At 74.7% G+C, this 24,303-nt stretch carries 19 protein-coding genes; 11 read left to right on the top strand and 8 right to left on the bottom strand.

The window, feature by feature from the left end; translation table 11 throughout:
• Positions 1-78: 78 nt before the first annotated feature.
• A complete protein-coding gene (locus tag ACZ6EM_RS02575; RefSeq protein WP_380549655.1) occupies positions 79-1,206 on the bottom strand; it encodes an NADH:flavin oxidoreductase in 1,128 nt (375 codons plus the stop codon).
• 421 nt (positions 1,207-1,627) lie between these two features.
• Here ACZ6EM_RS02575 and ACZ6EM_RS02570 point away from each other — a divergent pair, with 421 nt between their 5' ends.
• Positions 1,628-3,172 (top strand): alpha/beta hydrolase, encoded by a 1,545-nt coding sequence (locus ACZ6EM_RS02570; RefSeq protein WP_401054101.1) that lies wholly within the window; start codon positions 1,628-1,630, stop codon positions 3,170-3,172.
• Between the two features lie 98 nt (positions 3,173-3,270).
• Here the strand turns inward: ACZ6EM_RS02570 and ACZ6EM_RS02565 are convergent, their stop codons facing one another.
• Both ACZ6EM_RS02565 and ACZ6EM_RS02560 read right to left on the bottom strand, forming a co-directional pair.
• Entirely contained in the window at positions 3,271-6,558 is a 3,288-nt protein-coding gene (locus tag ACZ6EM_RS02565; protein WP_465771433.1) for an AfsR/SARP family transcriptional regulator, read from the bottom strand.
• 135 nt (positions 6,559-6,693) lie between these two features.
• Positions 6,694-7,608: a hypothetical protein gene (locus ACZ6EM_RS02560; protein ID WP_401053979.1), complete on the bottom strand. Its 915-nt coding sequence runs from the start codon at positions 7,606-7,608 to the stop codon at positions 6,694-6,696.
• 265 nt (positions 7,609-7,873) lie between these two features.
• Between ACZ6EM_RS02560 and ACZ6EM_RS02555 the strand changes: the two genes are divergently transcribed.
• The 4 genes from ACZ6EM_RS02555 to ACZ6EM_RS02540 all read left to right on the top strand — a co-directional run bounded on the left by ACZ6EM_RS02555 (position 7,874) and on the right by ACZ6EM_RS02540 (position 12,547).
• Positions 7,874-9,073, top strand: coding sequence for an NAD(P)/FAD-dependent oxidoreductase (locus ACZ6EM_RS02555; RefSeq protein WP_452180439.1), 1,200 nt, complete (start codon positions 7,874-7,876; stop codon positions 9,071-9,073).
• 213 nt (positions 9,074-9,286) lie between these two features.
• Positions 9,287-10,723 carry an MBL fold metallo-hydrolase gene (locus ACZ6EM_RS02550; RefSeq protein WP_401055184.1) on the top strand — a complete coding sequence of 479 codons (1,437 nt, stop codon included), beginning with the start codon at positions 9,287-9,289 and terminating at the stop codon, positions 10,721-10,723.
• Positions 10,720-11,559 (top strand): sulfite exporter TauE/SafE family protein, encoded by an 840-nt coding sequence (locus tag ACZ6EM_RS02545; protein WP_401055183.1) that lies wholly within the window; start codon positions 10,720-10,722, stop codon positions 11,557-11,559. Before ACZ6EM_RS02550 ends, ACZ6EM_RS02545 begins: the two co-directional genes overlap by 4 nt.
• 139 nt (positions 11,560-11,698) lie before the next feature.
• Positions 11,699-12,547 (top strand): GntR family transcriptional regulator, encoded by an 849-nt coding sequence (locus tag ACZ6EM_RS02540; protein ID WP_465771432.1) that lies wholly within the window; start codon positions 11,699-11,701, stop codon positions 12,545-12,547.
• Between the two features lie 120 nt (positions 12,548-12,667).
• Here ACZ6EM_RS02540 and ACZ6EM_RS02535 read toward each other — a convergent pair whose 3' ends face one another.
• Positions 12,668-13,078, bottom strand: a complete 411-nt coding sequence (locus tag ACZ6EM_RS02535; RefSeq protein WP_401055755.1) for a hypothetical protein — start codon at positions 13,076-13,078, stop codon at positions 12,668-12,670.
• Between the two features lie 342 nt (positions 13,079-13,420).
• Between ACZ6EM_RS02535 and ACZ6EM_RS02530 the strand changes: the two genes are divergently transcribed.
• The gene (locus tag ACZ6EM_RS02530; RefSeq protein WP_359909730.1) at positions 13,421-13,624 is read left to right on the top strand and encodes a cold-shock protein; all 204 of its coding nucleotides are present in this window, start codon (positions 13,421-13,423) and stop codon (positions 13,622-13,624) included.
• A 332-nt stretch (positions 13,625-13,956) separates the two neighbouring features.
• On the opposite strand, the gene ACZ6EM_RS02525 is transcribed toward ACZ6EM_RS02530, so the two are convergent.
• Positions 13,957-14,415, bottom strand: a complete 459-nt coding sequence (locus ACZ6EM_RS02525; protein WP_401051662.1) for a MarR family winged helix-turn-helix transcriptional regulator — start codon at positions 14,413-14,415, stop codon at positions 13,957-13,959.
• Between the two features lie 111 nt (positions 14,416-14,526).
• Here ACZ6EM_RS02525 and ACZ6EM_RS02520 point away from each other — a divergent pair, with 111 nt between their 5' ends.
• The gene (locus ACZ6EM_RS02520) at positions 14,527-15,798 is read left to right on the top strand and encodes an alpha/beta hydrolase (RefSeq protein ID WP_401051664.1); all 1,272 of its coding nucleotides are present in this window, start codon (positions 14,527-14,529) and stop codon (positions 15,796-15,798) included.
• A gap of 101 nt (positions 15,799-15,899) precedes the next feature.
• Here the strand turns inward: ACZ6EM_RS02520 and ACZ6EM_RS02515 are convergent, their stop codons facing one another.
• Positions 15,900-17,060 (bottom strand): hypothetical protein, encoded by a 1,161-nt coding sequence (locus ACZ6EM_RS02515; RefSeq protein WP_401051667.1) that lies wholly within the window; start codon positions 17,058-17,060, stop codon positions 15,900-15,902.
• Between the two features lie 448 nt (positions 17,061-17,508).
• On the opposite strand from ACZ6EM_RS02515, the gene ACZ6EM_RS02510 reads away from it, so the two are divergent.
• Complete coding sequence (locus ACZ6EM_RS02510) at positions 17,509-20,274, top strand: SpoIIE family protein phosphatase (RefSeq protein WP_465771431.1); 2,766 nt, start codon at positions 17,509-17,511, stop codon at positions 20,272-20,274.
• 72 nt (positions 20,275-20,346) lie between these two features.
• Here the strand turns inward: ACZ6EM_RS02510 and ACZ6EM_RS02505 are convergent, their stop codons facing one another.
• The gene (locus tag ACZ6EM_RS02505; protein WP_465771429.1) at positions 20,347-21,537 is read right to left on the bottom strand and encodes a CapA family protein; all 1,191 of its coding nucleotides are present in this window, start codon (positions 21,535-21,537) and stop codon (positions 20,347-20,349) included.
• 266 nt (positions 21,538-21,803) lie between these two features.
• On the opposite strand from ACZ6EM_RS02505, the gene ACZ6EM_RS02500 reads away from it, so the two are divergent.
• Positions 21,804-22,157 carry a hypothetical protein gene (locus ACZ6EM_RS02500; protein ID WP_465771428.1) on the top strand — a complete coding sequence of 118 codons (354 nt, stop codon included), beginning with the start codon at positions 21,804-21,806 and terminating at the stop codon, positions 22,155-22,157.
• Here the strand turns inward: ACZ6EM_RS02500 and ACZ6EM_RS02495 are convergent.
• A complete protein-coding gene (locus ACZ6EM_RS02495) occupies positions 22,130-22,996 on the bottom strand; it encodes an SAM-dependent methyltransferase (RefSeq protein WP_401055260.1) in 867 nt (288 codons plus the stop codon). The genes ACZ6EM_RS02500 and ACZ6EM_RS02495 overlap by 28 nt on opposite strands.
• 308 nt (positions 22,997-23,304) lie before the next feature.
• On the opposite strand from ACZ6EM_RS02495, the gene ACZ6EM_RS02490 reads away from it, so the two are divergent.
• Both ACZ6EM_RS02490 and ACZ6EM_RS02485 read left to right on the top strand, forming a co-directional pair.
• The gene (locus tag ACZ6EM_RS02490; RefSeq protein WP_401055259.1) at positions 23,305-23,721 is read left to right on the top strand and encodes a hypothetical protein; all 417 of its coding nucleotides are present in this window, start codon (positions 23,305-23,307) and stop codon (positions 23,719-23,721) included.
• 175 nt (positions 23,722-23,896) lie between these two features.
• Positions 23,897-24,232 (top strand): hypothetical protein, encoded by a 336-nt coding sequence (locus tag ACZ6EM_RS02485; protein WP_465771427.1) that lies wholly within the window; start codon positions 23,897-23,899, stop codon positions 24,230-24,232.
• Positions 24,233-24,303: the final 71 nt, after the last annotated feature.

Below are 24,303 nucleotides of genomic sequence, written 5' to 3'. Positions count from 1 at the left end.
GGGGCCCGGGGTCGGGCCTCGCCCAGCCCGCCGGACCCGGCCGCACGGGCGGTGCGGCCGGGCCCTCGGGCGCGGCGGTCAGCTCAGGGTGCGGATCGCGGCGGCGTCGTAGGGGCGCAGGTCGTCGAAGCGGCCGGAGAGGACCTTGGCGGCCCACTGCGGGTCCTGGAGCAGGGCGCGGCCGACGGCGACCAGGTCGAACTCGTCGCGCTCCAGCCGGTCGAGCAGGTTGTCGATGCCCCGGACCGGGGAGCCCTCGCCCGCGAACGCGCGGACGAAGTCGCCGTCGAGGCCGACCGAGCCGACGGTGATGGCGGGGCGGCCGGTGAGCTTCCTGGTCCAGCCGGCGAGGTTGAGGTCCGAGTCCTCGAACTCGGGGACCCAGTAGCGGCGGGTCGAGGCGTGGAAGGCGTCGACGCCGGCCGCGGCGAGCGGGGCGAGGATCGCCTCCAGCTCCTGGGGGGTCTCGGCGAGACGGGCCTCGTAGTTCTCCGACTTCCACTGCGAGTAGCGGAAGATCACCGGGAACTCCGGGGAGACGGCCTCGCGCACCGCGGCGACGAGCTCGGCCGTGAACGCCGTCCGGGCGACCGCGTCGCCCCCGTAGGCGTCGGTGCGGCGGTTGGTGCCCGCCCACAGGAACTGGTCGAGCAGGTAGCCGTGCGCGCCGTGCAGCTCCACGCCGTCGAAGCCGATCCGCTCGGCGGCAGCGGCGGCCTCGGCGAACGCGCCGATGACGGCGTCCAGGTCGGCCCGGGTCATCGCCCGCCCGGTTCCCTCGGTCCCGTCCAGCCGGATCCCGGACGGGCCGACGGCGGGGGCGTCGGCGAACGGCGGGTCGCCCTGCTTGCGCACCATGCCGATGTGCCAGAGCTGCGGCACGATGGTGCCGCCCGCCGCGTGGACGTCCTCGGCGACGCGGGCCCACCCGGCCAGCTGCTCCTCGCCGTGGAAGCGCGGGATGTCGTCGCTCTGGCCGGCCGACTCGTGGCCGACGTACGTGCCCTCGGTGACGATCAGGCCCACGCCCGCGGCGGCGCGGCGGGCGTAGTACGAGCGCACGTCCTCACCGGGTACGCCGCCGGGGGAGAACCTGCGCGTCATCGGCGCCATCGCGATGCGGTTGGGCACGGTCAGCCCGTTGATCGTGACGGGCCGGGACAGGATCCCGGCCGCGCGGGAGGCCGGGTTCTCGGTGACGGTCATGGGATTCCTCGCGGTAGCGGCAGCGATGGCGTGCGCCGGGGCGGAAGCGGTCGCCCGTGCCAACCACCCCGGCGGCCCCCGCATTTCGCCGACCCCGCCCGACCCGCTGTGATCCGCGCCACTGCGCGCCGCGCGCCGCAGGGCCGCGCCCCCTCAGGGCCGGGGCACGGCCGCCGGCCGGCCGTGCCCCCCGCGACGGGGAGCCGCAGGCCTGCCGGCCGGGGAGGCTGCCAGCGGTCTGCCAGGGGTCTGCCAGCGAGGTGCGGAACGGTGGGACGCGTCGGGAGGAGCGCCGCGACCGAGGAGCGCGCGACCGCCCGGCCACGGACGAAAGGACTCCCGTATGACTCGCACATCCCGTCCCACCGGCCCCGTCGAGGGCCGCCGCCGGCCGAGGGCGTCCCGCACGGCGGGGCACCGCGTGGCAACCGCCTGGCGTCTGGGCGCGGGCGCGGTGGCCGCCGCCCTGCTGGCCGCGACGGCCCCCACGCCCGCTTCCGCCGCCGCGGACACCGCCCCGGTGCCGCGGCTCGACTGGGCGAGCTGCGGGGACGGCTTCGAGTGCGCGAGCGCCCGCGTCCCGCTCGACCACCACGACCCGCGCGGGGCGGGCCTGGACCTCTCCGTCGTCCGGCACCCGGCGAGCGACCCGGCCCACCGGATCGGCTCGCTGTTCTACAACCCGGGCGGCCCGGCCGTGCCCGGCACCGCGGCCCTCCCCGCGATGCTCGACCTCTTCCCCGAGGAGGTCCGCGCACGCTTCGACATCGTCAGCTTCGACCCGCGGGGCACCGGCGGCAGCGCCGGCGTCCAGTGCTTCGAGACCCCGGCGGACGAGCAGGCCCTGCTGGCCGGCACCGCGGCCGGCTACCCCGAGGACACCGTCCAGCAGCGGGCGTGGACCGATGCCTACCGGAGCCTCGGGCGGCAGTGCGGGGCCCGCGACGCCTCCCTGCTGTCCCACGTCTCCACCGCGAACGTCGCCCGGGACATGGACCTGCTGCGCCGCGCGGTCGGCGACCGGCAGCTCAGCTACCTGGGCACCTCGTACGGCAGCTACCTGGGTGCCACCTACGCCAACCTGTTCCCCGGCCGGGTCCGCGCCATGGTCCTGGACAGCGCCATGGACCCGGTGGCCTGGTCCACCGGCCGGAACGGGCAGGCCGCGGTCGAAGGCACCCTCCTGCGCAACGGCAACGACCTGGCCGCCGGCCGGATCCTCGACGCCTTCCTCGACCGGTGCGGTCGGGTCGGCCCGCAGGCGTGCGCCTTCTCCGCCGGGACGGCCACCGCCACGCGCGCCCGGTTCGCCGAGCTGCTCCAGCGGCTGCGGACCCGGCCGGTCGCCGTCTCCGGCACGACCTTCACCGCCGGTTCGGCCCTGGAGACGACGCTCCTCTCGCTCTACGCGGCGAACCCCGTCCCCGGCCTGCCCGGCACGGGCTGGTCCCGGCTCGGGGGCACGCTGCAGGCCCTGTGGACCGCCACCGAGGCACCCGCCGCGCCGCTGCCGCCCGTCTCCCACGCGTCTCCCGACCAGGCGCTCGCGGTGATGTGCTCGGACAGTGCCAACCCGCCGGCCGGTGCCGACTACCCGGCCCAGGCGGCATTCGCCCGCTCCCGTTCCGGCGAGGTCGGCCCGTACTTCGCCTGGGCCGCGGAGCGCTGCGCCGACTGGCCCGTCCGGGACCGCGACCGCTACGACGGCCCGTGGAACCACCGGACCGCCCGGCCGATCCTGGTCGTCGCCGCCACCGGGGACCCGGGCATGCCGTACGAGGGGTCCCGCGCCATGGCCCGGTCGCTCGCCCGCGCCGAACTGCTGACCGTCGACGGTTACGGCCACACGGTCCTGGCCAACCCCAGCGGCTGTGCGGCCCGGTACGAGACGCGCTACCTGATCGACGGCGTGCTCCCGGCGCGCGGGACGGTCTGCGCACCCGACCGGCAGCCCTTCGCGGGCTGAGCCGACCGGTCCGCCCAGCCCCGGCAGCGGGGCCGTGCGGACCTGTCCGCCGTGCGGGCCGTGCGGGCGTTCCCTCGCCGACCGTCCCGGCGGAACCGTCAGCCTGCCTCCCGGGCCAGCGACTCCGGTCGCGACAGCGCCCGGCCGCGCTCCCAGGCGCTGCGGAAGCCGTCCGCACCGAGCGCCTCGGCGCAGCCGTCCAGGACGGCGCGCAGCTCCGGGTCGCCCGCGTCATGGGCTCCGCGCAGCGCGTACGCCGCGCCCAGTGCGGCCGCGCCCCGGGTCGGCTCGCCCTGGGCCAGGCAGTACTCGGCGAAGCCCTCCAGCACGTCGGCGCGGACCGGCCGGTCACCGCTGTCCGCGGCCAGCTCCAGCGCCCGGCGGTGCAGCAGGGCGGCCTGCTCGGGCGTGCGGAGGCGAAGCCGGATGCGGCCCAGGCTGGTGTGCAGCAGGGCGAGCAGGTGCCGCCGGGTGGGAGCCGCGGCGTCGGCCGGGGAGAGGCGCTCCAGCCTCCGCACCGTCTCCTGCTGGTCACGCAGCGCCGCCTTCAAGTCGCCGGTCCTTCTGGCGAGTTCACCGAGCGCGTAGCGGGACGCGGCCTGGAGGTGCGGGTCCCGCGCCCGTACGGCGGAGGCCAGCGCGCGTTCCAGGTCGGCCCGGGCCGCGTCCGGCTCGCCGTTCCGGGTCCGCAGCCGGCCGGACAGCAGCAGCGGCAGCGGGGCATCGCCGGCGCCGCCCATCCGGGCGTCGCAGTCGCGGGCCTGGAGGAGCACGGTCAGCGCCTCGTCGGCCGCGCCGGTGACGGACAGCAGCGCGGCCAGCGTGACCAGGGCCATCGCCAGACCCCAGCGGTCACCGAGCGCCCGGAAGCCGTCCACCGCGGCCCGCAGACCGTGTTCGGCCTCCGCGATCCGGCCGGCGCCCAGCTCGATGCGGCCGAGCGCCAGATGGGCGCCGGCCCGGACCCAGGCGTCGGGATGCCCGAGGAACCGCTCCGCCGCCGCGCTCGTGGCCCCGGGCGGCCCGCCCAGGGCCAGCAGGAGTGCCGCCCCGAGCGCGACCGGGTGGTCGGCCTCCATCGCCGTGACCAACGCCTGCCCCATCGCCTCGGCCGGGGCCGCCGTCCCGTCCGGATCCCGCAGTGGCGCGGTGAGCCCGGAGAGGATCACGCACAGCGCGTGCGCCTGCTCCAGGCCGGGCGGCGGGGTGTGGCCGTGAGCCGCGAGGACGGCCGTCGTCCACTCACCGGCCTCGTGTCCCTGACCGCGCATCAGCCACGGCCAGACCCGGGCGGCCGCCAACCGCAGCGCGTGCTCCGGCGGGCCGACGGCGACCGCCCGGCGCAGCGCCGCGTCCAGGTTGAGGTGCTCGGCGTCCAGCCGGGCCAGCCGGTTCAGCTGGTCGTCCGTGCGCAACCGGGGTTCGGCGGTCTCGGCGAGGGCGAGGTAGCGGCCCAGGTGCTCGGCGCCGGTCCGGTCCGCCTCCCCGGCCGCGAGGAGCTGTTCGGCGGCGTACTCGCGAATGGTCTCCAGCAGCCGGAACCGCAGCGGCCCGTCGCCCCGGCCGGTGGTCACCACCAGGGATTTCTCGGCCAGGGACGCCAGCAGGTCCTCCACGGCCACCACGTCCGGTGCCGGACCGCCCGGCCAACGGCCGGAGCAGACCAGGTGGGCGTCGGACAGGAGAGCCCCGTCGGCGAACACCGACAGCCGCCGCAGCAGGACGCGTTCGTCCTCGTCGAGCAGGTCCCAGCTCCAGCCGATGACGGCGCGCAGCGTGCGATGCCGGCCGGGGGCGGCGCGGGGGCCCCGGTCCAGCAGCCGGAGCCGGTCGTGCAGCCGCGCCGCGAGGTGCCCGGGGCCGAGGGAACGCAGTCGTGCCGCCGCCAGCTCCAGGGCGAGCGGGAGGCCGTCCAGTTCCCGGCAGATCCGGACGACGGGCTCGACGGTGTTCCGGTCGAGGGTGAAGTCCGGGGCCGCCGCGGCGGCCCGTTCGGCGAACAGGGCGACGGCGGGGTGGGCGAGCGCCTCCTCCGCGGTGGTGGCCGGCGGGGGTACGGTGAGCGGGGGTACCGGCCAGAGGGTCTCGCCGGTCAGCCCGAGCGGTTCCCGGCTGGTGGCCAGCACGGTGAGGCCCGGCACGGCGGTCAGCAGTCGGTGGGCCAGCCGGGCCGCGGCCTCGACCACGTGTTCGCAGTTGTCCAGGACGAGCAGGGTCTCGCGGCCCTCCAACGCGCGGACGATGCGGTCGACCGGATCGCCGGCCGGGGTGCCGACGGGCAGTCCGTCCGCCGGCACTCCGGAGTCCTGCGGCGGACGGACCGCCGTCAGGACGGCCCGGGCCACCGCGTCGGGGGTGCTGACGGCGGGGGCGTTGACGTCGGGGGCGCTGACCTCGGCCAGTTCCGCCAGCCGTACGTCGATTCCGGCGGGCGTGGCGGCCGCGACCGCGACCGCCAGCCGGGTCTTGCCGACGCCGCCCGGCCCGGTGAGCGTCACCAGGCGCGACCGGCCGAGCCGCTCCCGGATCGCCGTGACCGCGTCGTCGCGGCCGACCAGGCCGGTCAGCCAGGTGGGCAGCGCGGCGCGTCCGGCCGGGCTGCCCACGGGCGCCGGGGCAGGTCCTGACCTCGGCGGCTCGGCGCCGGACAGCACCCGCAGGTGGACGTCCCGCAGTTCGGCGGACGGGTCGGCGCCCAGTTCCCCGGCCAGCGCCCGCCGGGTGCGCTCGAACACCTCCAGCGCCGCGGCCTGCTGCCCGTTCGTCTCCAGCGCGCGCATCAGACGGGCTGCGGCCCGCTCGCGCAGCGGGTGGGCCGCGCAGAGTTCGGTGAGCTCCGCGACCAGCCCCGGTACCCGGTCGGCCGCGCCGAGCGCGAGGACTGCGTCCGCGTGGTCCTCGGCCGCCGACAGCCGCAGTTCGGCCAGCCGGGCCGCCGGTGCGGCGGCGAATCCGGCGCCCTCGGCGTCCGTGAACGGCGCCCCGCGCCACAGCTTCACCGCCTCGCCCAGCACGGTGGCCGCCTCGGCGAACCCGCCCGCTGCCAGCGCCGCCCGCCCGGCCGTCACGCGCTGCTCGAAGTCCCAGGCGTCCACGCTCGCCCGGGGCAGGTCGAGCAGGTACCCGGCGGGATGCGAGCCGATCACCGTCCGGTCCGCCCCCAGCGCCCGGCGGAGCCGGGAGACCAGGGACTGCACGGCGCCGGCGGGCTCGTCCGGTGGCGTGTCCCCCCAGAGGTCGTCGACCAGCCGCTCGCGGGTGACCACCCGCCCGGGATCGAGGGCCAGTCGGACCAGCAGCAGCCGCAGTCGCGCCCCGCCGACCTCGACGGTGCGCCCGTCCTCTCCTCGTACGACCTGAAGAGGCCCCAGAACCTTGATCCGCATGCCGCCCGTCCTCGCTCGGCCCCGCCCGACAAACAAGATCATTATCCTGGGGCCCGGAGGAAGATCGGGCCCGGGGGCGAGTTCGGGCGGGGGCCGACCGGGGACCGTCGGGTGAGCCGTGCGGGCGCTGCCCGGCTACGGGCGGACGCGGGGCCGGCCGAGGACGTAGCTGCGCAGGTCGATGTCCTCGGGCAGGGCGGGCGCGGTGCCGGGGAGGGCGACGGCGCCGACCGCGACGATGAACGTCCTGGTCACGGCGTCGCTCCCCTTCTTGGTCCGCGGGGCCTGGAAGAGCAGGTAGCGGGCCAGCAGGTAGTCCTCGGTGGTGAGGCGGGGGCGGGCCAGGAGGTCCAGGGCGGCGGCGTGCAGGACGGCGCCGTCCCGGGGCGCGGGGGTGGCGGTGTAGATCGGCGTGCCGCCGCTCTCGATCCAGGAGGTGTCGAGGCCGCGGGCCGCGTACCGGGCGACGAGTTCGGCGTCGGTGCGGCGGGCGGCGTCGCCCCGCAGGAGGCGGTTGCCGGCGATCCGCCGTCCGTCCGGCAGGAGCACCCGGTTCTGGAGGATGTCGCCCGTGACGCCCTCGGCGGCGAAGCGCCGCTCGGCGAGACGGCCGTAGCGGAGCATGGCGTCCCAGGCCGGGGTCGCGCGGCCGCCGGTGTAGGTGCGGGTGGTCCGGTCCCATCGGGCGCCCTCGCGCAGACGGCCGACCTCGCCGAGGCGGTCGTAGTTGGTGTCGCCCTCCCGGATCGGGGTGCGGAAGCGCTCCGGGTCGAAGGCGGTGCCGGCGATGCCGGGAGGCGGGCCCATCGTGACGGCGAGGCGGTAGCGCCAGTCGACCAGCCGCGCGTGGACGGTGGCCAGCGCGGCGACCCGGGCGGGCCGGTCCGCGGCGGTCTCCCACATCCGGGCCAGCAGGCCGGCCGCTTCGGTGGCGGCGTCCGCCTGCCCGGTGGCGAAGGCGCGGGCCGTGGCCTGTCCGGCGGGGTCGGCGAAGCGCAGGGCGAGCGGGCTGGTGGGGAAGTCTCCGGGGGTGATCCGTGCGGTGGGCACGACTCTCTCCTGGACGCTCCGCTTGTCACCCGGCAACGACGACCTCCAAGTCGGGCCTGACCATGGCCCGTTCATCGTGTCATCACGCTCTGCCGGGTGCTGGGGAATCCGCGCAAGTCCCGTTCGGCACATCGGCCGGACGCCGCCCGTGGCGGTCGATCAGGGCGGCGCCGTGCCCCGGAGGCAAATGTCCGGACAATGGCTTGCGGTCTGCGGCGGGTCCGACCTAGCTTAATGTCCGTACATTTCGCCAGGGAGGGTCCACTTGATAACCAGGCATCACCGGATCGTGATCATCGGCGGCGGGACCGCGGGGATCTCGGTCGCGGCCCGGCTGCGCCGCGCCGGCCAGCGGGACGTCGCGGTGCTCGATCCGAGCGGTCATCACTACTACCAGCCGCTGTGGACGCTGGTCGGCGGAGGCCGGGCGCCGCTGGCGGAGAGCATCCGGCCCCAGGCGTCCGTCATGCCGAAGGGCGTGCAGTGGATACGCCGCGCCGCGGTCGCCGTCGACCCCGAGGCCCGGGAGGTGGCGCTGGACGACGGCGGCACGGTCTCCTACGACCACCTCGTGGTCTGCCCCGGCATCCAGCTGGACTGGGACCGGATACCGGGTCTGGAAGCCGGGCTCGGCCAGGACGGACTGTCCAGCAACTACCTGCCGCAGCACGCCCCCGCGACCTGGCGCTTCATCCGCGGGACCCGCTCCGGCAGCGCGGTGTTCAGCATGCCCGCGGGAGCCATCAAGTGCGGCGGCGCCCCGCAGAAGATCGCCTACCTGGCCGCCGACCACTGGCGCAGGGAGGGCGTGCTCGGCAGGATCGACGTCCACCTGGTGATCCCCGGCACCGCCATCTTCGGCGTCCCGGAGTTCGCCCGCGTCCTCGAAGGCGTGGTGCGCCGCTACGGCATCAAGGTCCACTACGGGAGCGAGGTCACCGAGGTGCGCCCGGAGGCCCGCGAGGTGGTCGTCACCGATCTGGGGACCGGGGGCAGGACGACCCTGCCGTACGACGTCGCCCACCTGGTGCCGCCGCAGAGCGCCCCGGACTGGATCAAGCGCGGCCCGCTCGCCGGCGCGGACGACCCGGGCGGCTACGTCGAGATCGACAAGTACACCATGCGGCACGTCCGTTACCCCGACGTGTGGGCGCTCGGTGACGCCGGATCCTCCCCGAACTCCAAGACCGGTGCCGCGGTGCGCAAGCAGGCCCCGGTGCTCGTCGAGAACCTCCTCGCCACCCTCGACGGCCGCGAGCCCGAGGCCGCGTACGACGGATACGCCTCCTGCCCGCTGACCACCGCCCGCAACAAGATGCTGCTCGCCGAGTTCGACTACAGCGGGCGGCCCGCCCCGTCGATCCCGGTGATCAACACCGTCCGCGAGCGCACCGACATGTGGTACCTCAAGCGGCGCGGGCTGCCGTTCCTCTACTGGAACCTCATGCTCCGCGGGCTCGCCTGACCCTCGCGGTCACGCACCCCCGGGCGCCCGCGCGCCCCGGATCTCCTGTACGGCCCACCACTCGGGCCTCCCGCCGTCGCGGCCCTTCGCGCGCCCACGGCGTGCTGCCGGGCGACATCCCGCCCGTACCCACACCCGCCCGCACCCGCCCGTACCCACGCCCCGCCCTCAAGGCCGCGGGGCGCAGCCACCCTCCACCCTCAGGAGCCCCGGATGACGACGCCCGCCGGACCACTGGTCTTCGTGCAGTTCTACCTCGACTGTCTCTCCCACGCCTCGTACCTCGTCGGTGACCGCACCACCGGCCGGGCCGTCGTGGTCGACCCCCAGCGCGACGTCCGCGAGTACCTCGCCGCCGCCGAACAGCACGGACTGACCATCGAGCGGGTCATCGAGACCCACATCCACGCGGACTTCCTCTCCGGTCACCTGGAACTCGCCGAGCGCACCGGCGCGCGCATCTCCTACGGCTCCGCCGCCGTGCTCGACTTCGACACCGACCCCCTGGGCGACGGCGAGCGGATCGGACTCGGCGAGGTCGACCTGGAGATCCTGCACACCCCGGGCCACACCCCGGAGTCGATCTGCGTCGTCGTGCGCGAACACGCCGGTGACGCCGTCCCGTTCGGTGTGCTCACCGGCGACACGCTGTTCATCGGCGACGTCGGCCGCCCCGACCTGCTCAGCTCGCGCGGCCGGTCCGCCGAGGAGATGGCCCGCCTGCTGTACCGCTCCACCCGGGCCCTGCTGACCCTCCCCGACGACACGCGCGTCCACCCGGCGCACGGCGCCGGCTCGGCCTGCGGCAAGAACCTCTCCACCGAGCTGAGCTGCACGATCGGCAACCAGCGCCGCGGCAACTACGCCCTGGCCGACATGACCGAGGACGAGTTCGTCGCCGTGGTGACCGCCGGCCAGCCCGCCGCGCCGGCCTACTTCGCGTTCACCTCGGTGCGCAACCGCCAGGCCCGTCCGGTCCTGGACGAGGACACCCCCGTCCCGCCGCTCACCCCGGAGGCGTTCCTCCAGGCCCGGGCGGGCGGCGCCACCGTGCTGGACACCCGGGATCCGGAGGCGTTCGCCGCCGCCCACCTGCACGGCGCGGTCAACATCCCCCTCGGCGGCCGGTTCGCCGAACTCGCCGGCCAGGTGCTCGACGCCCAGGACGCCGTCATCCTGTGCGGCGACCCGGACACGGCGACCGAGGCCCGGACCCGCCTGGCCCGGATCGGCTTCGACCGCGTCCTGGGCGCCCTGGGCACCGCCGTCGAGGCGATCGACGCCGCGCACCTGACCTCGGTCGCGCGCGTGGACGCCGACGACCTCGTCCGCTCCCTCGCCGGTCAACTCGTCGAGGGCGAAGCCGACTTCATGCTGCTGGACGTACGTGGCCCGGGCGAGACGCAGGACAAGGGCACCCTCCCCGGCGCCCGGCTCCTCCCGCTGCCCGAACTGCTCGCCCGCCTGGGCGAACTGCCGACCGATCAGCCGCTGACCGTGATCTGCGCGGGCGGCAACCGCTCCTCGGTGGCCGCGTCCGTGCTGCGCGCCCGCGGCTTCGAGGCCGTCGACCTGCGCGGCGGCTTCGCCGCCTGGAACGGCGAGGTCGTGCGCCCCGCCGACCGGGCCGCGGACGGCGTCACGGCGTGAGCGTCCTGATCACCGCTCTGCTCTGTGGAGCCGTGGTCGGCGTCGCCCTCGGCGCGCTGGGCGGCGGCGGGGGAGTGCTCGCGGTCCCGGCCCTGGTGTACCTGCTGGGCCTGTCGCCCTCCGACGCCGGGACCACCAGCCTGGTCATCGTCACCGCCACCTCCGTCACCGCGCTGACCCGCCACGCGGGCAGCGGCACCGTCCAGTGGCGCACCGGCGCACTGTTCGCCGCGGCCGGCGTGCTTCCCGCCATCGGGGCGTCCGTGCTCGCCCACCGCATCCCGCAGCCGGTGCTGACCTCCGCGTTCGCCGTCCTGGCCGCGCTGGCCGCCGCGGTGATGCTGCGCGGCGCCCGAAGCGGCGCCCGAAGCGCGCGGCGCGTGCCGGCCGGGGCGGCCCGGGAGGGCGGGGAGGGCGGGGAGGCCGCGGACGGCGGCGCCGCTCCGTCCACGAAACCGGCCGGCCGAGACGGGCACCTGGGCACGGTCGCGGCCGGCGCGGGCCTCGGGGCGGTGACCGGCCTGCTGGGAGTCGGCGGCGGCTTCCTCGCGGTGCCCGCGCTGGTGTCGGTGCTCCGGCTGCCGATGCGCAAGGCCGTCGGTACCAGCCTGGTCGTCATCGTCGTCAACTCGGTGGTCTCCCTCGGCACCCGCCTGACGGTCACGGACATCTCCGTCGACCCGGCGGTCTTCGGGCCGTTCGTGGGCGCCGCCGTCCTCGGCGCCTGGGACGGCAAGCGACTGGCGGCCAAGCTCTCCGGCGCGGCACTGCAGCGGGCCTTCGCCGTCGTCCTGCTCGCGGTGGCCGCCTTCATGGTGATCGGCGCCCTCGCCTGACGGCCTCCGCGCGAGCGCGGCGACCGCTGCCCGGACACCTCGGGTCCGGACGGCGGTCGCCTTCCGCCGGTCGCCACCCGGCGATGCCCGGCAGGCACCGATTTTGTGCTGTTCCCCCGAAGGTACGTACATTCACCTCGTGTCCCGCACCACCCACCCGACCCCTGACTCCCAGGAGGGCGCCGTGACCTCCGCGCCCGATCCCGGTCCCGGTCCCGGTCCCGGCCCCCGGCCCCTCACCCGGGCCGCGGGCAGTCCGCTCTGGGCGCAGCTGCGCGCCGACCTGCTGCGCCGGCTCGACGAGGGCGAGTTCCACGACGTCTTCCCCGGCGAGCACGACCTCGTCGCCGAGTACCGGGTCAGCCGGCACACGGTCCGCGAGGCCCTGCGCAAGCTCCGGGAGGAGGGCCTCGTCACCGCTCAGCGCGGCAGGGCCTCGCGGTTCACCGCGAGCCGCCCCCTGGAGCAGGACATCGGTGAGGCGTACAGCCTGTTCCGCTCCGTCGAGGAGGTCGGTGCCGTCCAGCGCAGCGTCGTGCGCGCGCTCGACCGGCGCGCCGACGGCGTCATCGCCGCCCGCCTGGGACTGGAGGAGTCCACGCCGCTGGTCTACCTCGAACGTGTCCGCCTGGCGGACGAGGAACCGCTGGCCGTCGACCGGATCTGGCTTCCCGCGGACCTGGCCCACCCGCTGCTGGACGTCGACTTCACCCACACCTCGCTCTACGACGAGCTCGAACGCCACTGCGGCCGCAGCATCCGCGGTGGCTGGGAACGCATCCGCGCGGTGGTCCCCGGCCGGGGGGAGCGCATCCTGCTCGACTGCCCCGCGACCACCGCGCTGCTCGCGATCGACCGGCTCGGCCGCGACACCGACGGGCGTCCGATCGAGTGGCGGCAGACGCTCGTCCGGGCGGACCGCTTCGCCGTCGCCGCCGCGTTCACCGCGCACGACTACCGGCTGGGCGCCTCGGTCCAGACGCCCTGACGGAACCGTACGCGACGGACAGGAGTTCGACCCCGACGGCGAGTCGGTGCTCTCGACCCGCGCGGTCGCCGCCGGTGTCCGTCGGCCGCGACCTGAGTACGGCCACGCAGGCCGCTTCGGTCATGGCCGGTCTGTGGTGTCCGGCGGACTCTCCGGCCACACTTCGAACGCCTGGGAGAATCCCGCCGGGGGTCCAGTGCGGAAACGGGCGCGGATCAGCGCCGCGACCTTGGCCACGGCGTCGGCTCTGCCACCGAGCTCCACCTTCACCGGGCCGGAGCCGGCATCTGCGCGGGCAACCGGTCGGGCGGGGGTCTCCGTGATCGGCGCCGACGTGTCCACCTGCCAGCGGGTGTGGACCACCTGATCGGCGAGGGAGACATAGTCCCTCGCGGAGCCAGGACCAGGGACGGCGATAAGCCCGAACGACTGCCCCACCGTGTCGGCGACGACGTTCGCCACCGGTGGCGCACCGGAGATCGACATGTGCACCATGACGCTCGGTTCCCGTGAGGCACTGGCACCGGTCATCGCTCTCCTCGGAGGTCGGATCTCCTCCAAGGGTCTGCCAGTTCCGGGCCTCCCGCATCTCTTCGGGGAGGGAGCCCCGCCCCGGTGGGTGGCGTCCGGCGGGTCGACGCCGACCTCATCGCCTGCGGGCGCGACAACCACGCCGCTTCGCGCGCGGTTGGACTTCCTGGCCTCGGGATGTTCTGCGGTGTAACGTTTTGATCAAGCAGTCGTGGTTCCGAAGTTCTCGCCCGCGGTTACCCGCCGTGGGCGTTCTCATTGCTCAATGCCTCTCCGGACCAAGGCGATCATCTCCGGGCCCGCACCCGTGGGACCCGATCAGTCCCCGCGAAGGAGAAGAGCATGGCCACCGGCACCGTGAAGTGGTTCAACGCCGAGAAGGGCTTCGGCTTCATCGAGCAGGACGGCGGAGGCCCCGACGTGTTCGCCCACTACTCGAACATCGACGCTCAGGGCTTCCGTGAACTCCAGGAGGGTCAGAAGGTGACCTTCGACGTCGTGCAGGGCCCGAAGGGCCCGCAGGCGGAGCGCATCCGCCTCGCCTGACCCCTTGCACATGAGCGGGCGCCCCGTACGGAATCCGTGTGCGGGGCGCCCCCGTCTCCGCCGACAGCGAACCCACACCCTTCCCGGCGCGACGGCGACGATCACGGCGTCCGGAGCCGTCCACTCCCACCAGTACGGGATCAACCACCACTTCGCGTGCCCCCGGACACCCGCTTCGGGCAGGATGCCGTTCCTGGTCGGATTCCACCGGGGCGATGCCGACCGTCCGGCGTATGCATCCGCCTGTTGAGGATTTCCGATGAATCGTCAAAGCCGGTGGCGGCAAGGGGAACCGGTCACTCCGGATGCCGTGACCGGACCGGCCCGCGGCCTCACAGCCGGTCGTAGACGGCGGACAGGCGCTGCAGCACCTCGGCGGCCCGGTCGAGGGCGGCGTCGTCGTAGTCGTCCAGATCGGTGTGCAGGGCCTCGGCCAGCGCGTTCTGGCGCTGGTCGTGCCGGGCCCGGCCGGTGTCGGTGAGGGCGACCAGGACGGAGCGCTTGTCCTCGGGCTGGCGAGTGCGGGTGACGTAGCCGGCCGTGACCAGGCCGTTGACCAGCTGGGTGGTGGCGGCGCCGGTGGTCTCGGTGGCGGCGGCGAGCCCGCTGATGGTGAGGGGCCCCTGTTCGGCCAGGGTGCGCAGGGCCCGGGCGTGGGTGAGGGAGAGTGCGCCCGGGGTGCGGGTGGCGCGTCCGCGCAGCCGGGCGTCGGCGGCGCTGAGCCGGTAGGCGGCGCGGGCCAGGCGGTCGAGTGCCCGGGCGCGGTCGTCGGTGGGTGGCGTCTCGGCCATGGTCGGTCCTCCTCGGCGGGTTGACAGCAGCCTAGCCTCAGTACTTAATAGCTAAGTACTTACTCATTAAGTGCTTAGCCAAATGCTGAGCGGATCCCCAGGAGGACACCCATGACCATCCGTTCGACCGGCCAGACCTGGGCCCTGGACACCGCCCTCGCCCAGGGCGGCTTCGACGCGCTGCACCCCGAGGCCGTCGGGACCATGGAGCAGCTGGGCCACGACCACACCGACTTCGCCAAGGTCTTCGCGCTGGTCAGGAGTGGCGCGATGCTGCCCAAGGCGTGGGCGACGGTGGCCGGCCAGGCCGAGGAGCGCGCCGCCCACCACGAGCGCGGCGGGTTCGCGCAGACCGCCGCCGACCTCTACCTGCGGGCGGCGGTGATGTGGGGCCGGGCGCAGTACTCGATCTTCGACGCGGCCGACCCGCGCAAGACGGCCATGCGCCGGCGTGCCGATCACTGCGTGGAGCGCCTGGGCGCGCTGCGCGACGGCCGGGTGCGGCGGGTGGAACTGGACTTCGAGGGCTCGCGGATCTTCGCCCTGCTGCACCTGCCGGCCGGGCCGGTCGAGAACGCGCCGGCCGTCATCCTCGGCCCCGGGATGGACATGATCAAGGAGGACTACATCTGGGCGGCCGAGCGCTACTACACCTCGCGCGGCATGGTCGCGCTGTCCATCGAGGGGCCGGGCCAGGGCGAGAGTCGCGCCGGCGGACTGACCGTCGACCTCGGCAACTACGAGCGGGCGATCGGCCGTTACCTCGACCACCTGGCCGCGCTCCCGGAGGTGGACGCCGAGCGGATCGGCATGTTCGGCATCTCGATGAGCGGCTACTGGGGATCCCGGGCCGCCGCCACCGACCGTCGGCTGGCCGCGCTCGCCGCCTTCGAGGCCGTCACCGGGGACTTCGCGACGATCTTCGAGCGCGCCCAGCCGACCTTCAAGAACAACTACATGTTCATGGCCGGGTACACCGACGAGGAGGCCTTCGACCGTGACCTGGCCCGGCGGATGCCGCTGGGCGACCTGGTGGCCGACATCACCTGCCCGGTGCTGTACGGGATCGGCGAGTTCGACGAGCTCACCGACCTCGGCCAGGCGCTGGAGAGCTTCGAGCGGGTCCGGGCGCCGAAGGAACTGCGGGTCTACGAGGACGAGTTCCACCCGCTCGGGGGAGTGGCGGCCGAGGTCTTCCGGTTCGGGGCGGAGTGGCTGCAGCGGGCCCTCGCCGGCGAGTTCGCCGACCCCGGACGGGACGTGCGCCACTACGTCCACCGCGACGGCCGCACCACCGACGGCAGCGCCGACCCCACCTGGTGGCTCGGCGGCGCCCCGACCGCGCTCACCGACATCCGGCACGCCCGGGCGAGCCGGGGCTGAGCCCCGCGGGCGCCGCCGCCACGGGGCGCCGCCCGGGGGTGCCGACGCTCAGCCGCCGGCACCCCCGGGCGCCCCGCGGTGCGCCCGAGACCGTGTCGCGCCTACACGAAGGTCATGGCGGCGCCGACGGTCGCGTTCAGGCCGGCCGCGACCCACGGATCGGGGGACGGGCCGCGGACGGGGCCGAAGTGGACGACCCGGGGGCCGTTGGTGCCGCAGGCCGGGTAGCCGTCGACGTCCGAGATGGCCACCGAGCTGCCGGGGTTGGAGAAGCCGGTGGCGCTGATCGCCTCGGTGCTCTGCCACAGGCCCGCGGAGGACAGGTGGGCGAGGGTGATGGAGCCGTCGACGGCGACGTAGCCGACGGCGGTGCCGGCCGCGTTCCTGGCCGCCGAGACGACGGCGCCGTCCGGGACGCTGCCCGTCGGGGCGGTGGTGTTCGCCTGGAGGGAGCCGATGCGCCCGGCCCCCGCGCCGACCGTCGCCAGGTTGAGCCGTCCGTCACGGCCGGCGAAGAACACCGACACGGTGCCGGAGGTGGTGCCGGGGGCCACCGCGATGCCGCCGCCCGGTCGGGCGCTGCCCGCCGGGGCGATGGTGTAGCTGGTCAGCCCGCCGGTGGCCTGCGACGTCCAGCCGACGGTCACCCCGCCGCTGTCGCCGACCGTGAAGATCCCGGCGCGGCCGGTGACGGCGAAGGAGGCCGCCTCCGAGGACGGAAGGGCGGGGGCGGGGAGCTGGCGCCAGTCCACGGTCATCGGGAGGCACGCGTCGTTGAACTGCGGGACCGCCGGTGCCGCCGCCGCTGTGGCGCCCGTCCAGGTGCCGGTGACCAGGGTCAGCCGGGTGCCCGCCCACGCGGCGGTGATCCGCCCGCCGGGCTCGGCCGTGGCCGGGCCGCTGATCGAGAACGGCGCCGAGCCCGGGTTGTCCGCGCAGTACTCGTACAGCGAGCCGTCCGTCGCGGTGAAGTAGACCGCGGGCCGGTGACCGGGGGTCCGCACCGCCGCCACCCGCGCGCCCGGCGGGGCGAGCGAGGCCGGCCCGCGCCGAGCGGCCGTGCTCCAGCTGCCGGCGGTGTCCGAGTACTGGTAGCTCCACAGGCCCCCGTCGTCCCCGATGTAGTACGCCTCCGCCTCGCCGCCCGCCGCCGCGGCGGACGGCACCGGACCGGCCAGCAGCGCGGCCGCGGCGAGGACCAGCAGGCTGAGCAGCGCCCGTAGCCGGTGCGCCGGCGGTCTGTGCGCTTCGCCGTTCGTCATGGCTCGTTCCTCTCCAAATAGGCTGTGAGGCAGGCAGTTTGACAGGGCGTCGGCCATGCTTCCAGGGGGCGGGAGAGGTGAGGTGGCAGCCTCCCGCCGTCGATCCGGCACCGGCCCGGCCCGGCGGTCGTCCGACAGGCATCCGCCCGGGGCGGCACCCGCCCTGGCCGGTCGGGGCACGAGGAGCAGGACGGCCCGTCCCGGCGGACCTGTGAGGCGCCCGCCTGCTCCTCGGCGATTCGGACGACCGCAGGCGGCAGCCGGGCCCCGCGCCGCCCGTGCGGCCCTGGGCCCCGGCGGCTGTGGAGGCACGGCCGAGGGCCCGGTACTAGGCTGAAGGCCGAGGCGGCGTCCGGCCGAGGATGGTGCCACTGCCTCGGAACTCCTCTCAGCCGTCGGACGACGGGAGACCGGTATGAACGACCGCGCCGAAAGCTGATCCGGGCCGATGCGCGCAGCGGACGGCCATGACGCCGCGGGTACGGACCCGGGCGGACCCGGGCAGGAGCGGCCGCCGCGGGGCGGCCTGCGCTCGCGGCTGCGGGTGCACAGCGTCGCCGGCCAGGTGTTCGTGTGTCTGCTGGTCGTGGTGGCGCTGCTGGTCGGAGCCGCGCTGACGACGCTCGTCCTGCAGGCCCGGAGCTACGCCACGGGCGTGGCCGCGGGCCGTACCCGTGCCGCGGCCGTCGCCCTGGCGCAGGCCCCCGGTGTGGTGAGCGCGATGGACGGCCCCGATCCGACCGCGGTGCTGCAGCCGCTGGCCGACAAGATCGTGATGCAGGGCGGCTTCGACTACGTCGTGTTCGCCAACCCGGAGGGGATCCGCTACACGGCCCAGACCCCCGACCTGATCGGGAAGCATGTGATCGGCCCGTTCGCGCGCTCCCTCATGGGGCCGACCACCGACAGCTTCCAGACGCCCGTCGGGCGGGTCGTGGAGTCCGGAGCGCCGGTCACCCGACCGGACGGCTCGGTCGCCGGAGCGGTCGGGGTCGGAATCACCGTCGCGCACGTGGGCACGGCGGTGAGCCGCCAGCTGCCGCTGCTGTTCGGCGGAGCGGCGGTCGCGCTCGCCGTCGGCATGGGCGGGGCGCTGCTGGTGCGGCGGCGGCTGCGGCGCCAGACGCACGGCCTGGGCCCGGCCGAGATGACGCGGATGTACGAGCACCACGACGCGGTGCTGCACGCGGTCCGCGAGGGCGTGCTGATCGTCGGCGGGGACGGACGGGTCCTGCTGGCGAACGACGAGGCCCGGCGACTGCTGGAGCTGCCGCCCCGGGTGGAAGGGCGGCCGGTCGACGAACTCGGGCTCGTCCCAGGACTGGCCGGGCTGCTGGCCTCCGGGCGCACCGCGACCGACGAGGTGCACCGGGCCGGGGACCGGCTGCTCGCCGTCAACAACCGCCCCACCGCACCGTTCGGCGGCGGGGCCGGCAGCGTCGCGACCGTCCGGGACACCACCGACCTGCGGGCACTGGCCGGGCAGGCCGAGGCGGCCCGGGCCCGGCTGCAACTGCTCTACGACGCGGGGCTGCGGGTCGGTACCACCCTGGACGTGACACGGACCGCGCAGGAGCTGGCCGACGTGGTGGTTCCGCGGTTCGCGGACTACGCGACGGTCGACCTCGCCGAGCCCGTGCTGCGCGGCGAGGAGCTGTACCCGGACCTCGGCATCGAGCACGGCCCGCGACTCCACCGCGCGGCCACCGGCGGGCGCGGCGAGGACTGGCCGTTCATGCCCGTGGGCACGGAGCTCAGCCCGCTCCCCGGTGCCCCGCAGGAGACCGCCCTGAAGACCGGGCCCGCCGCGCTGGCCGACGACCTGCGCCATGAGCAGGCCCGGCGGGCGGGCGCCCCGGAGGCCGCCGACCGGGTGTTCCCGGACGGGATGCACTCGCTGATCACCTCGCCGCTGCGGGCGCGCGGCCTGACCCTGGGCACGGTCAACTTCTGGCGGGCGGGTGAATCCGCGCCGTTCGACGACGAGGACCTCTCCGTCGTCGAGGAACTGGTGGCCCGCACGGCGATCTGCGTGGACAACGCCCGCCGCTACACCCGTGAGCACAGGATGGCCGAGACGCTGCAGCGCAGCCTGCTGCCCCGGGGGCTGCCCGAGCAGAGCGCCATGGAGGTGGCCTACCGCTACCTGCCCGCGCTGCGCGGGGTCGGCGGGGACTGGTTCGACGTCATCCCGCTGCCCGGCTTCCGGGTGGCCCTGGTCGTCGGCGACGTCGTCGGCCACGGCCTGCACGCCGCCGCCACCATGGGCCGGCTGCGCACCGCCGTGCTCAACTTCTCCGCCCTCGACCTGCCCCCGGACGAACTGATCGCCCGCCTCGACGAGCTGGTCACCCGACTCGACCAGGACGAGGAGGCCGGGACGGCGGAGGAGGGCAAGAACGCGCCCGTCACTGGGGCGACCTGCCTGTACGCGATCTACGATCCGGTCTCCGGCCAGTGCAGCATGGCACGGGCGGGGCACCCTCCGCCCGCGCTGGTCCACCCCGACGGCGGTGTGGAGTTCGCCGACCTGCCGGCCGGCCCGCCGCTCGGCGTGGGCGGACTGCCCTTCGAGACCACCGAGCTGCGGCTGGAACCCGGAACCGCGCTCGTCCTCTACACCGACGGGCTGGTCGAGAACCGCGACCGCGACCTCGGCACCGGGCTCGACGAGCTGCGCCGGTCGCTGACCGGCGCCCAGGACCACCGGTCCCCGGAGGACACCTGCCGGGCCGTGTTCGACGCGCTGGTCCCACCGCGGCGCAGCGACGACATCGCCCTCCTCGTCGCGCGCACCCGGCTGCTCGATCCGGACCGCGTGGCCGTCTGGGACGTGCCGTTCGACTTCGCCGCCGTGTCCCGCGTCCGCAACGAGTGCGTCGAGCGGCTGACGGCCTGGGGACTGGAGGAGCTGACCTTCACGGCCGAGCTGATCCTCAGCGAGCTGATCACCAATGCCATCCGCTACGGCGCCGAGCCGATCCGGGTGCGGCTGCTGAAGGACAGCAGCCTGGTCTGCGAGGTCTCCGACGGCAGCAGCACCGCCCCTCACCTGCGCTACGCCGCCACCACGGACGAGGGCGGCCGGGGCCTGTTCCTGGTGGCGCAGCTGGCCGAGCGGTGGGGCACCAGGTACACGGCCCGGGGCAAGGTCATCTGGTCCGAGCAGCCCCTGACCGCGCCCGAGTACCGGTTCGAGGCGCTGTTGGCGTGACACCGGGAGTGGTTCGCGTCGGACGGTTACGGTGCCATCCGTGCACGCAGGACGGTTCGGGTGCTGGTCCGCTCAGGGGGCCGCGGTCAGCCCTGCCGAGGCGCCGCCGCGGCTCAGCACGACCGTCCGGATGTGCTCCAGGGCCCGGGCGTAGTCGCCGCGGCCTGGGGCGTGGTGGACGGCCTCGGTCAGGTCGAGGACCCGGTAGGGCGGGCCGAGGTCCGTCAGCTGCGGGACGAACTCGGCCTTGGTGACGGCCCATCGCTGCCCGGGCCGGGGCGGCGGCGAGAAGGTGAACCGGGCGATCGAGCTCCAGTTCCCGCGCGGGTCCTCCGCGCCGGTGTAGTTGAACATGTGTCCGGCCAGTTGGTCGCCCAGGCCGTAGACCGTCCAGGTGTCGCCGATCTTCTCGTACGCCTGCGGGATGTGGGCGTGGGTGCCGAGGATCAGATCGATGTCGGGCCGGCCGGGGCTCTGCTCGGCGGCCAGGTCGCGGGCGAGTGCGAGCTGCTGGTCGTTCGGGGTGTCCTGCCACTCGGTGCCCCAGTGGAGGCTGACCACCACGATGTCCGCCCCCTGCTCCCGGACGGTCCTGGCGTCGGTGAGGATCCGCTCCCGGTCGATGAGGTTGACCGCCCAGGGCTGCCCCTGCGGCAGCGGGATGCCGTTGGTGCCGTAGGTGTAGGCGAGCTGGGCCACCGTGGCGCCGCCTGCCGTGAGGAGCGCGGGGCTGCCCGCCTCGTCGGCGCCGCGGGCGGAGCCCGTGTGTTTGAGGCCGACGGCGTCCATGGCGTCGAGCGTGCGCCGGATGCCGGCGGGTCCGTCGTCGAGCGTGTGGTTGGAGGCGGTGTCGCAGGAGCCGTATCCGGCGTCCTTGAGCGCCCGGGCGATCTGCGGGGGCGACTTGAACGACGGGTAGCCGGTGAAGGGCCCACCGTCGGGGCCGTACACCGTCTCCATGTGGCAGATGGCCAGATCGGCGGCACTGATGACCGGCTTGACGCCGGCGAGCATCGGGGTGAAGTCGTAGCCGTTGCCGCCGGCGTCCTCCGCGGCCTGCCGGATGATCTCGGTGTGCGGCAGGACGTCCCCCGTCGCGACCAGCGTGAACGCCCGTGGCCCCGACGGGGTCGGCGTGGCCGTGGCGCCCGGATCGCGCAGCGGCGACGGTGTGCCCTGCCGGGCCTGCGGTGCGCCGCACCCCGTGAGGGCGAGCAGCAGGGCGGTGGCGGCGGCGAGAACTTCTCGGTGCGGTAATCGCATCGTCGGACCGTCCGGTCATCGGCGGGTATGACGGTCCGACTATGCGAGCAACCGACCGGCCGATGCGGAACCCGCGCCCTGAGATTCACCCGACGGGACTCAACAAGGCGGCACCCCGGAGGACCGGCTCCCGCGACGGGGCGGTGCGCCGGCGGCCACCCGGGGCGGGGTGGTGCGGCTCATGATCAAGAGGATAGGTGCAGCCGCTGACACCCCCAGGGGTGGGCCGCGTCCCGGCGCGCACTACCGGCGATGCGAGGAAGGTCGTGATCAAGGGCGACGACGACCACGTCTTCGGGCCGCTGCACCAGCGGTTCGTGGACTTCGGCGGCGGCCGGGAACTCACGATCGTGGAATACGCCTACCGCCCCGAGGGCCCGGAGTCCGAGAAATCGATTCCCTCCGCCCGGGCGCAGGTGTGCCCGTCAGGCACCGACCCGGCCGCCCGGCTCGGCCTGACCGCGCTGCCCGGCCCTGAGCGCTCGGCGCGCCCGGTTCTCGTGGCGCGCCCAGGTCCGCGTGGCCGGGGCCGTGGCGTGACCACCTGCCGGTGCTCACGCCACGGATCGTCATGCCCCCGACTCCGCGCGCATCAGGGCTTGATGGCGACGGCCGCGTAGAAGGAGACCTGGGCGTCGGTGACGGTCGCAGGCAGAGCGTCCGTGGAGACGTCGGTGTCGTCGCCGTGCCAGCGGTGGGCGGGGACGATGCCGGGGTCGAGGAGGTCCAGGCCGGCGAAGAAGGTGGCGAACTCGTCCTTGTGGCGCAGCCGCAGGGAGGTACCGGCCTGGTTGTAGATCTCCTGCACCTTGGAGGCGCCGGACGGGTCGAGTTCGGCCGTGGCGTGGGAGAGGACGAGCGCGGAGCCGGACGGCAGGGGGTCCAGGAGGTGCTTGACGATGGCGTGGGCGTCGCCGAGGTCCGGGACGAAGTGGAGCAGGGCCACCATCGACAGGACCACGGGCCGGGTGAGGTCGAGGGTCGCCGCGACCTGCGGAGTGGCCAGGATGGCGGCCGGGTCGTGGACGTCGCCGTGCACGTAGGCGGTGCGGCCCTGGGGGGTGCTGGTCATCAGGGCGCGGGAGTGGGCCAGCACGACGGGGTCGTTGTCGGCGTAGACCACGCGGGCCGCCGGTTCCACGGCCTGGGCGACCTCGTGGAGGTTCGGCGAGGTGGGGATGCCGGTGCCGATGTCCAGCCACTGGCGCAGACCGCGCCGGGCCAGCGCCCGGGTGGCGCGGTGCATGAAGGCGCGGTTGGCGTGGACCGCGGTGCGCATGGTGGGGAAGACGGTCAGGACGCGTTCGGCCGCCTCGCGGTCGACCGCGAAGTTGTCCTTGCCGCCGAGGAAGTAGTCGTACATCCGGGCGCTGTGCGGAACGTCCTGGCGTATGTGCAGGGCGGCCGATTCATCGGATCCGAACTCGGCGGCCGTCGCCGCGGTCTCGTCGGTGCTCATTCCCTGCCCCTTCATTGGTGATCATGCCAGGCCCGCCGCAGTCTAGCCAACTCGCCTGCGGTGCGCGGGAAGTCCGCCGCATCCCCCCGGCCGCAGGACTGCGACGACGACCCGCCGCGGGAGTTGCGGGCGGAACCGGTACGGTCGAGCCGCCGGACCGCCCGTCGCTCCGCGAAATCGCTTACTGTTACAAGGTGGTGACGTTTCGTCCACAACCCGAGTGCGGCGCGGGGCGTCTCCACGGATGACAGGGCCCGAGTCGCACCGATGGTGCCTTCGGGCCGGATCCACCTTGGAAAGGACGCACCGTGATCGTCTCCAAGCGGAACTCCCTGCGCCTGGCCGCCGTGACCACCCTGGCCGCGGTCTCCCTCGCCGTGGCGGGCACCGCCATGGCGGCCGCCCCCGTCTCCCGGCCCGTGCCCGCCAACCAGCCCGTGCCCGCCACCGCGCAGGCCGGCATCACCGCCAAGCCGTCGGTCTCCACCGTCCAGGCGTGGCAGCTGTTCCGCGTCACCGGCACGACCACCGCCCTCAAGGCGGGAAGCACGGTGACCCTGCAGCAGAAGCAGCACGGCGCGTGGGTCACCCTGCCCGCCTCCGTCGCCACGACCAGCACCGGCTCCTACTCCCTCGGCGTGAAGCTCGGCATCAAGGGCCTGAACGAGCTGCGCGTCATCAGCGGAAGCACCGCCTCGCCCGTGTTCACCGTCACCGTGCGCTGACCCACGGCGCACGGCCCACTCGGCATGCCGCACCGTACCCGGCCCTGACGCCGGGTCCGGTGCGGCGCACGGGCCGGTAGCGGGTTCTCGTGCGGCCCGGCAGCGAGGGATGCGCCGGGCCGCACGAGTTCGATGGGGCGAGCGGCCGACAGCGTGCACGCCGTAGGATCGGCCGATGAATGAGGACTGTCCGTTCGAGGGCGGCCGCAATCTCATGTGGGTGCTGGAGGGATTCGGCCCCGATGAGTGGCTCTGCTCGTCCGTCACGGTGACGCGAGAGCAGTTCCTCCAGGTGAGGGGCCTGTTCGAGCTCGGCGATGACGAGTGGATGATGGCCGGTGCATACCCGGTTCCCAGCGAGACTCAGGGTCCGCTGCGGGCAGTCGTCCAGACGGCGCTGTTCGAGGAGGGGGTGGACTACTTCCTCGGGGCTCACCAGGACCTCCCCTCCGGGCTCTGGCCTCCCAGAGGGGTCTGCGGGCCGTTCCCGGGCCCGATTCCTCCGCCGTAAGCCAGCACGCGTTGTGACGGCTCCACAGAACTCGGTGCCGACTCGCTTCCGGTGGAGGGCTGACCGGGTGT

The organism is Kitasatospora sp. NPDC041917, assembly GCF_055589745.1.
This window is presented reverse-complemented; position numbering and strand designations above follow the sequence as displayed.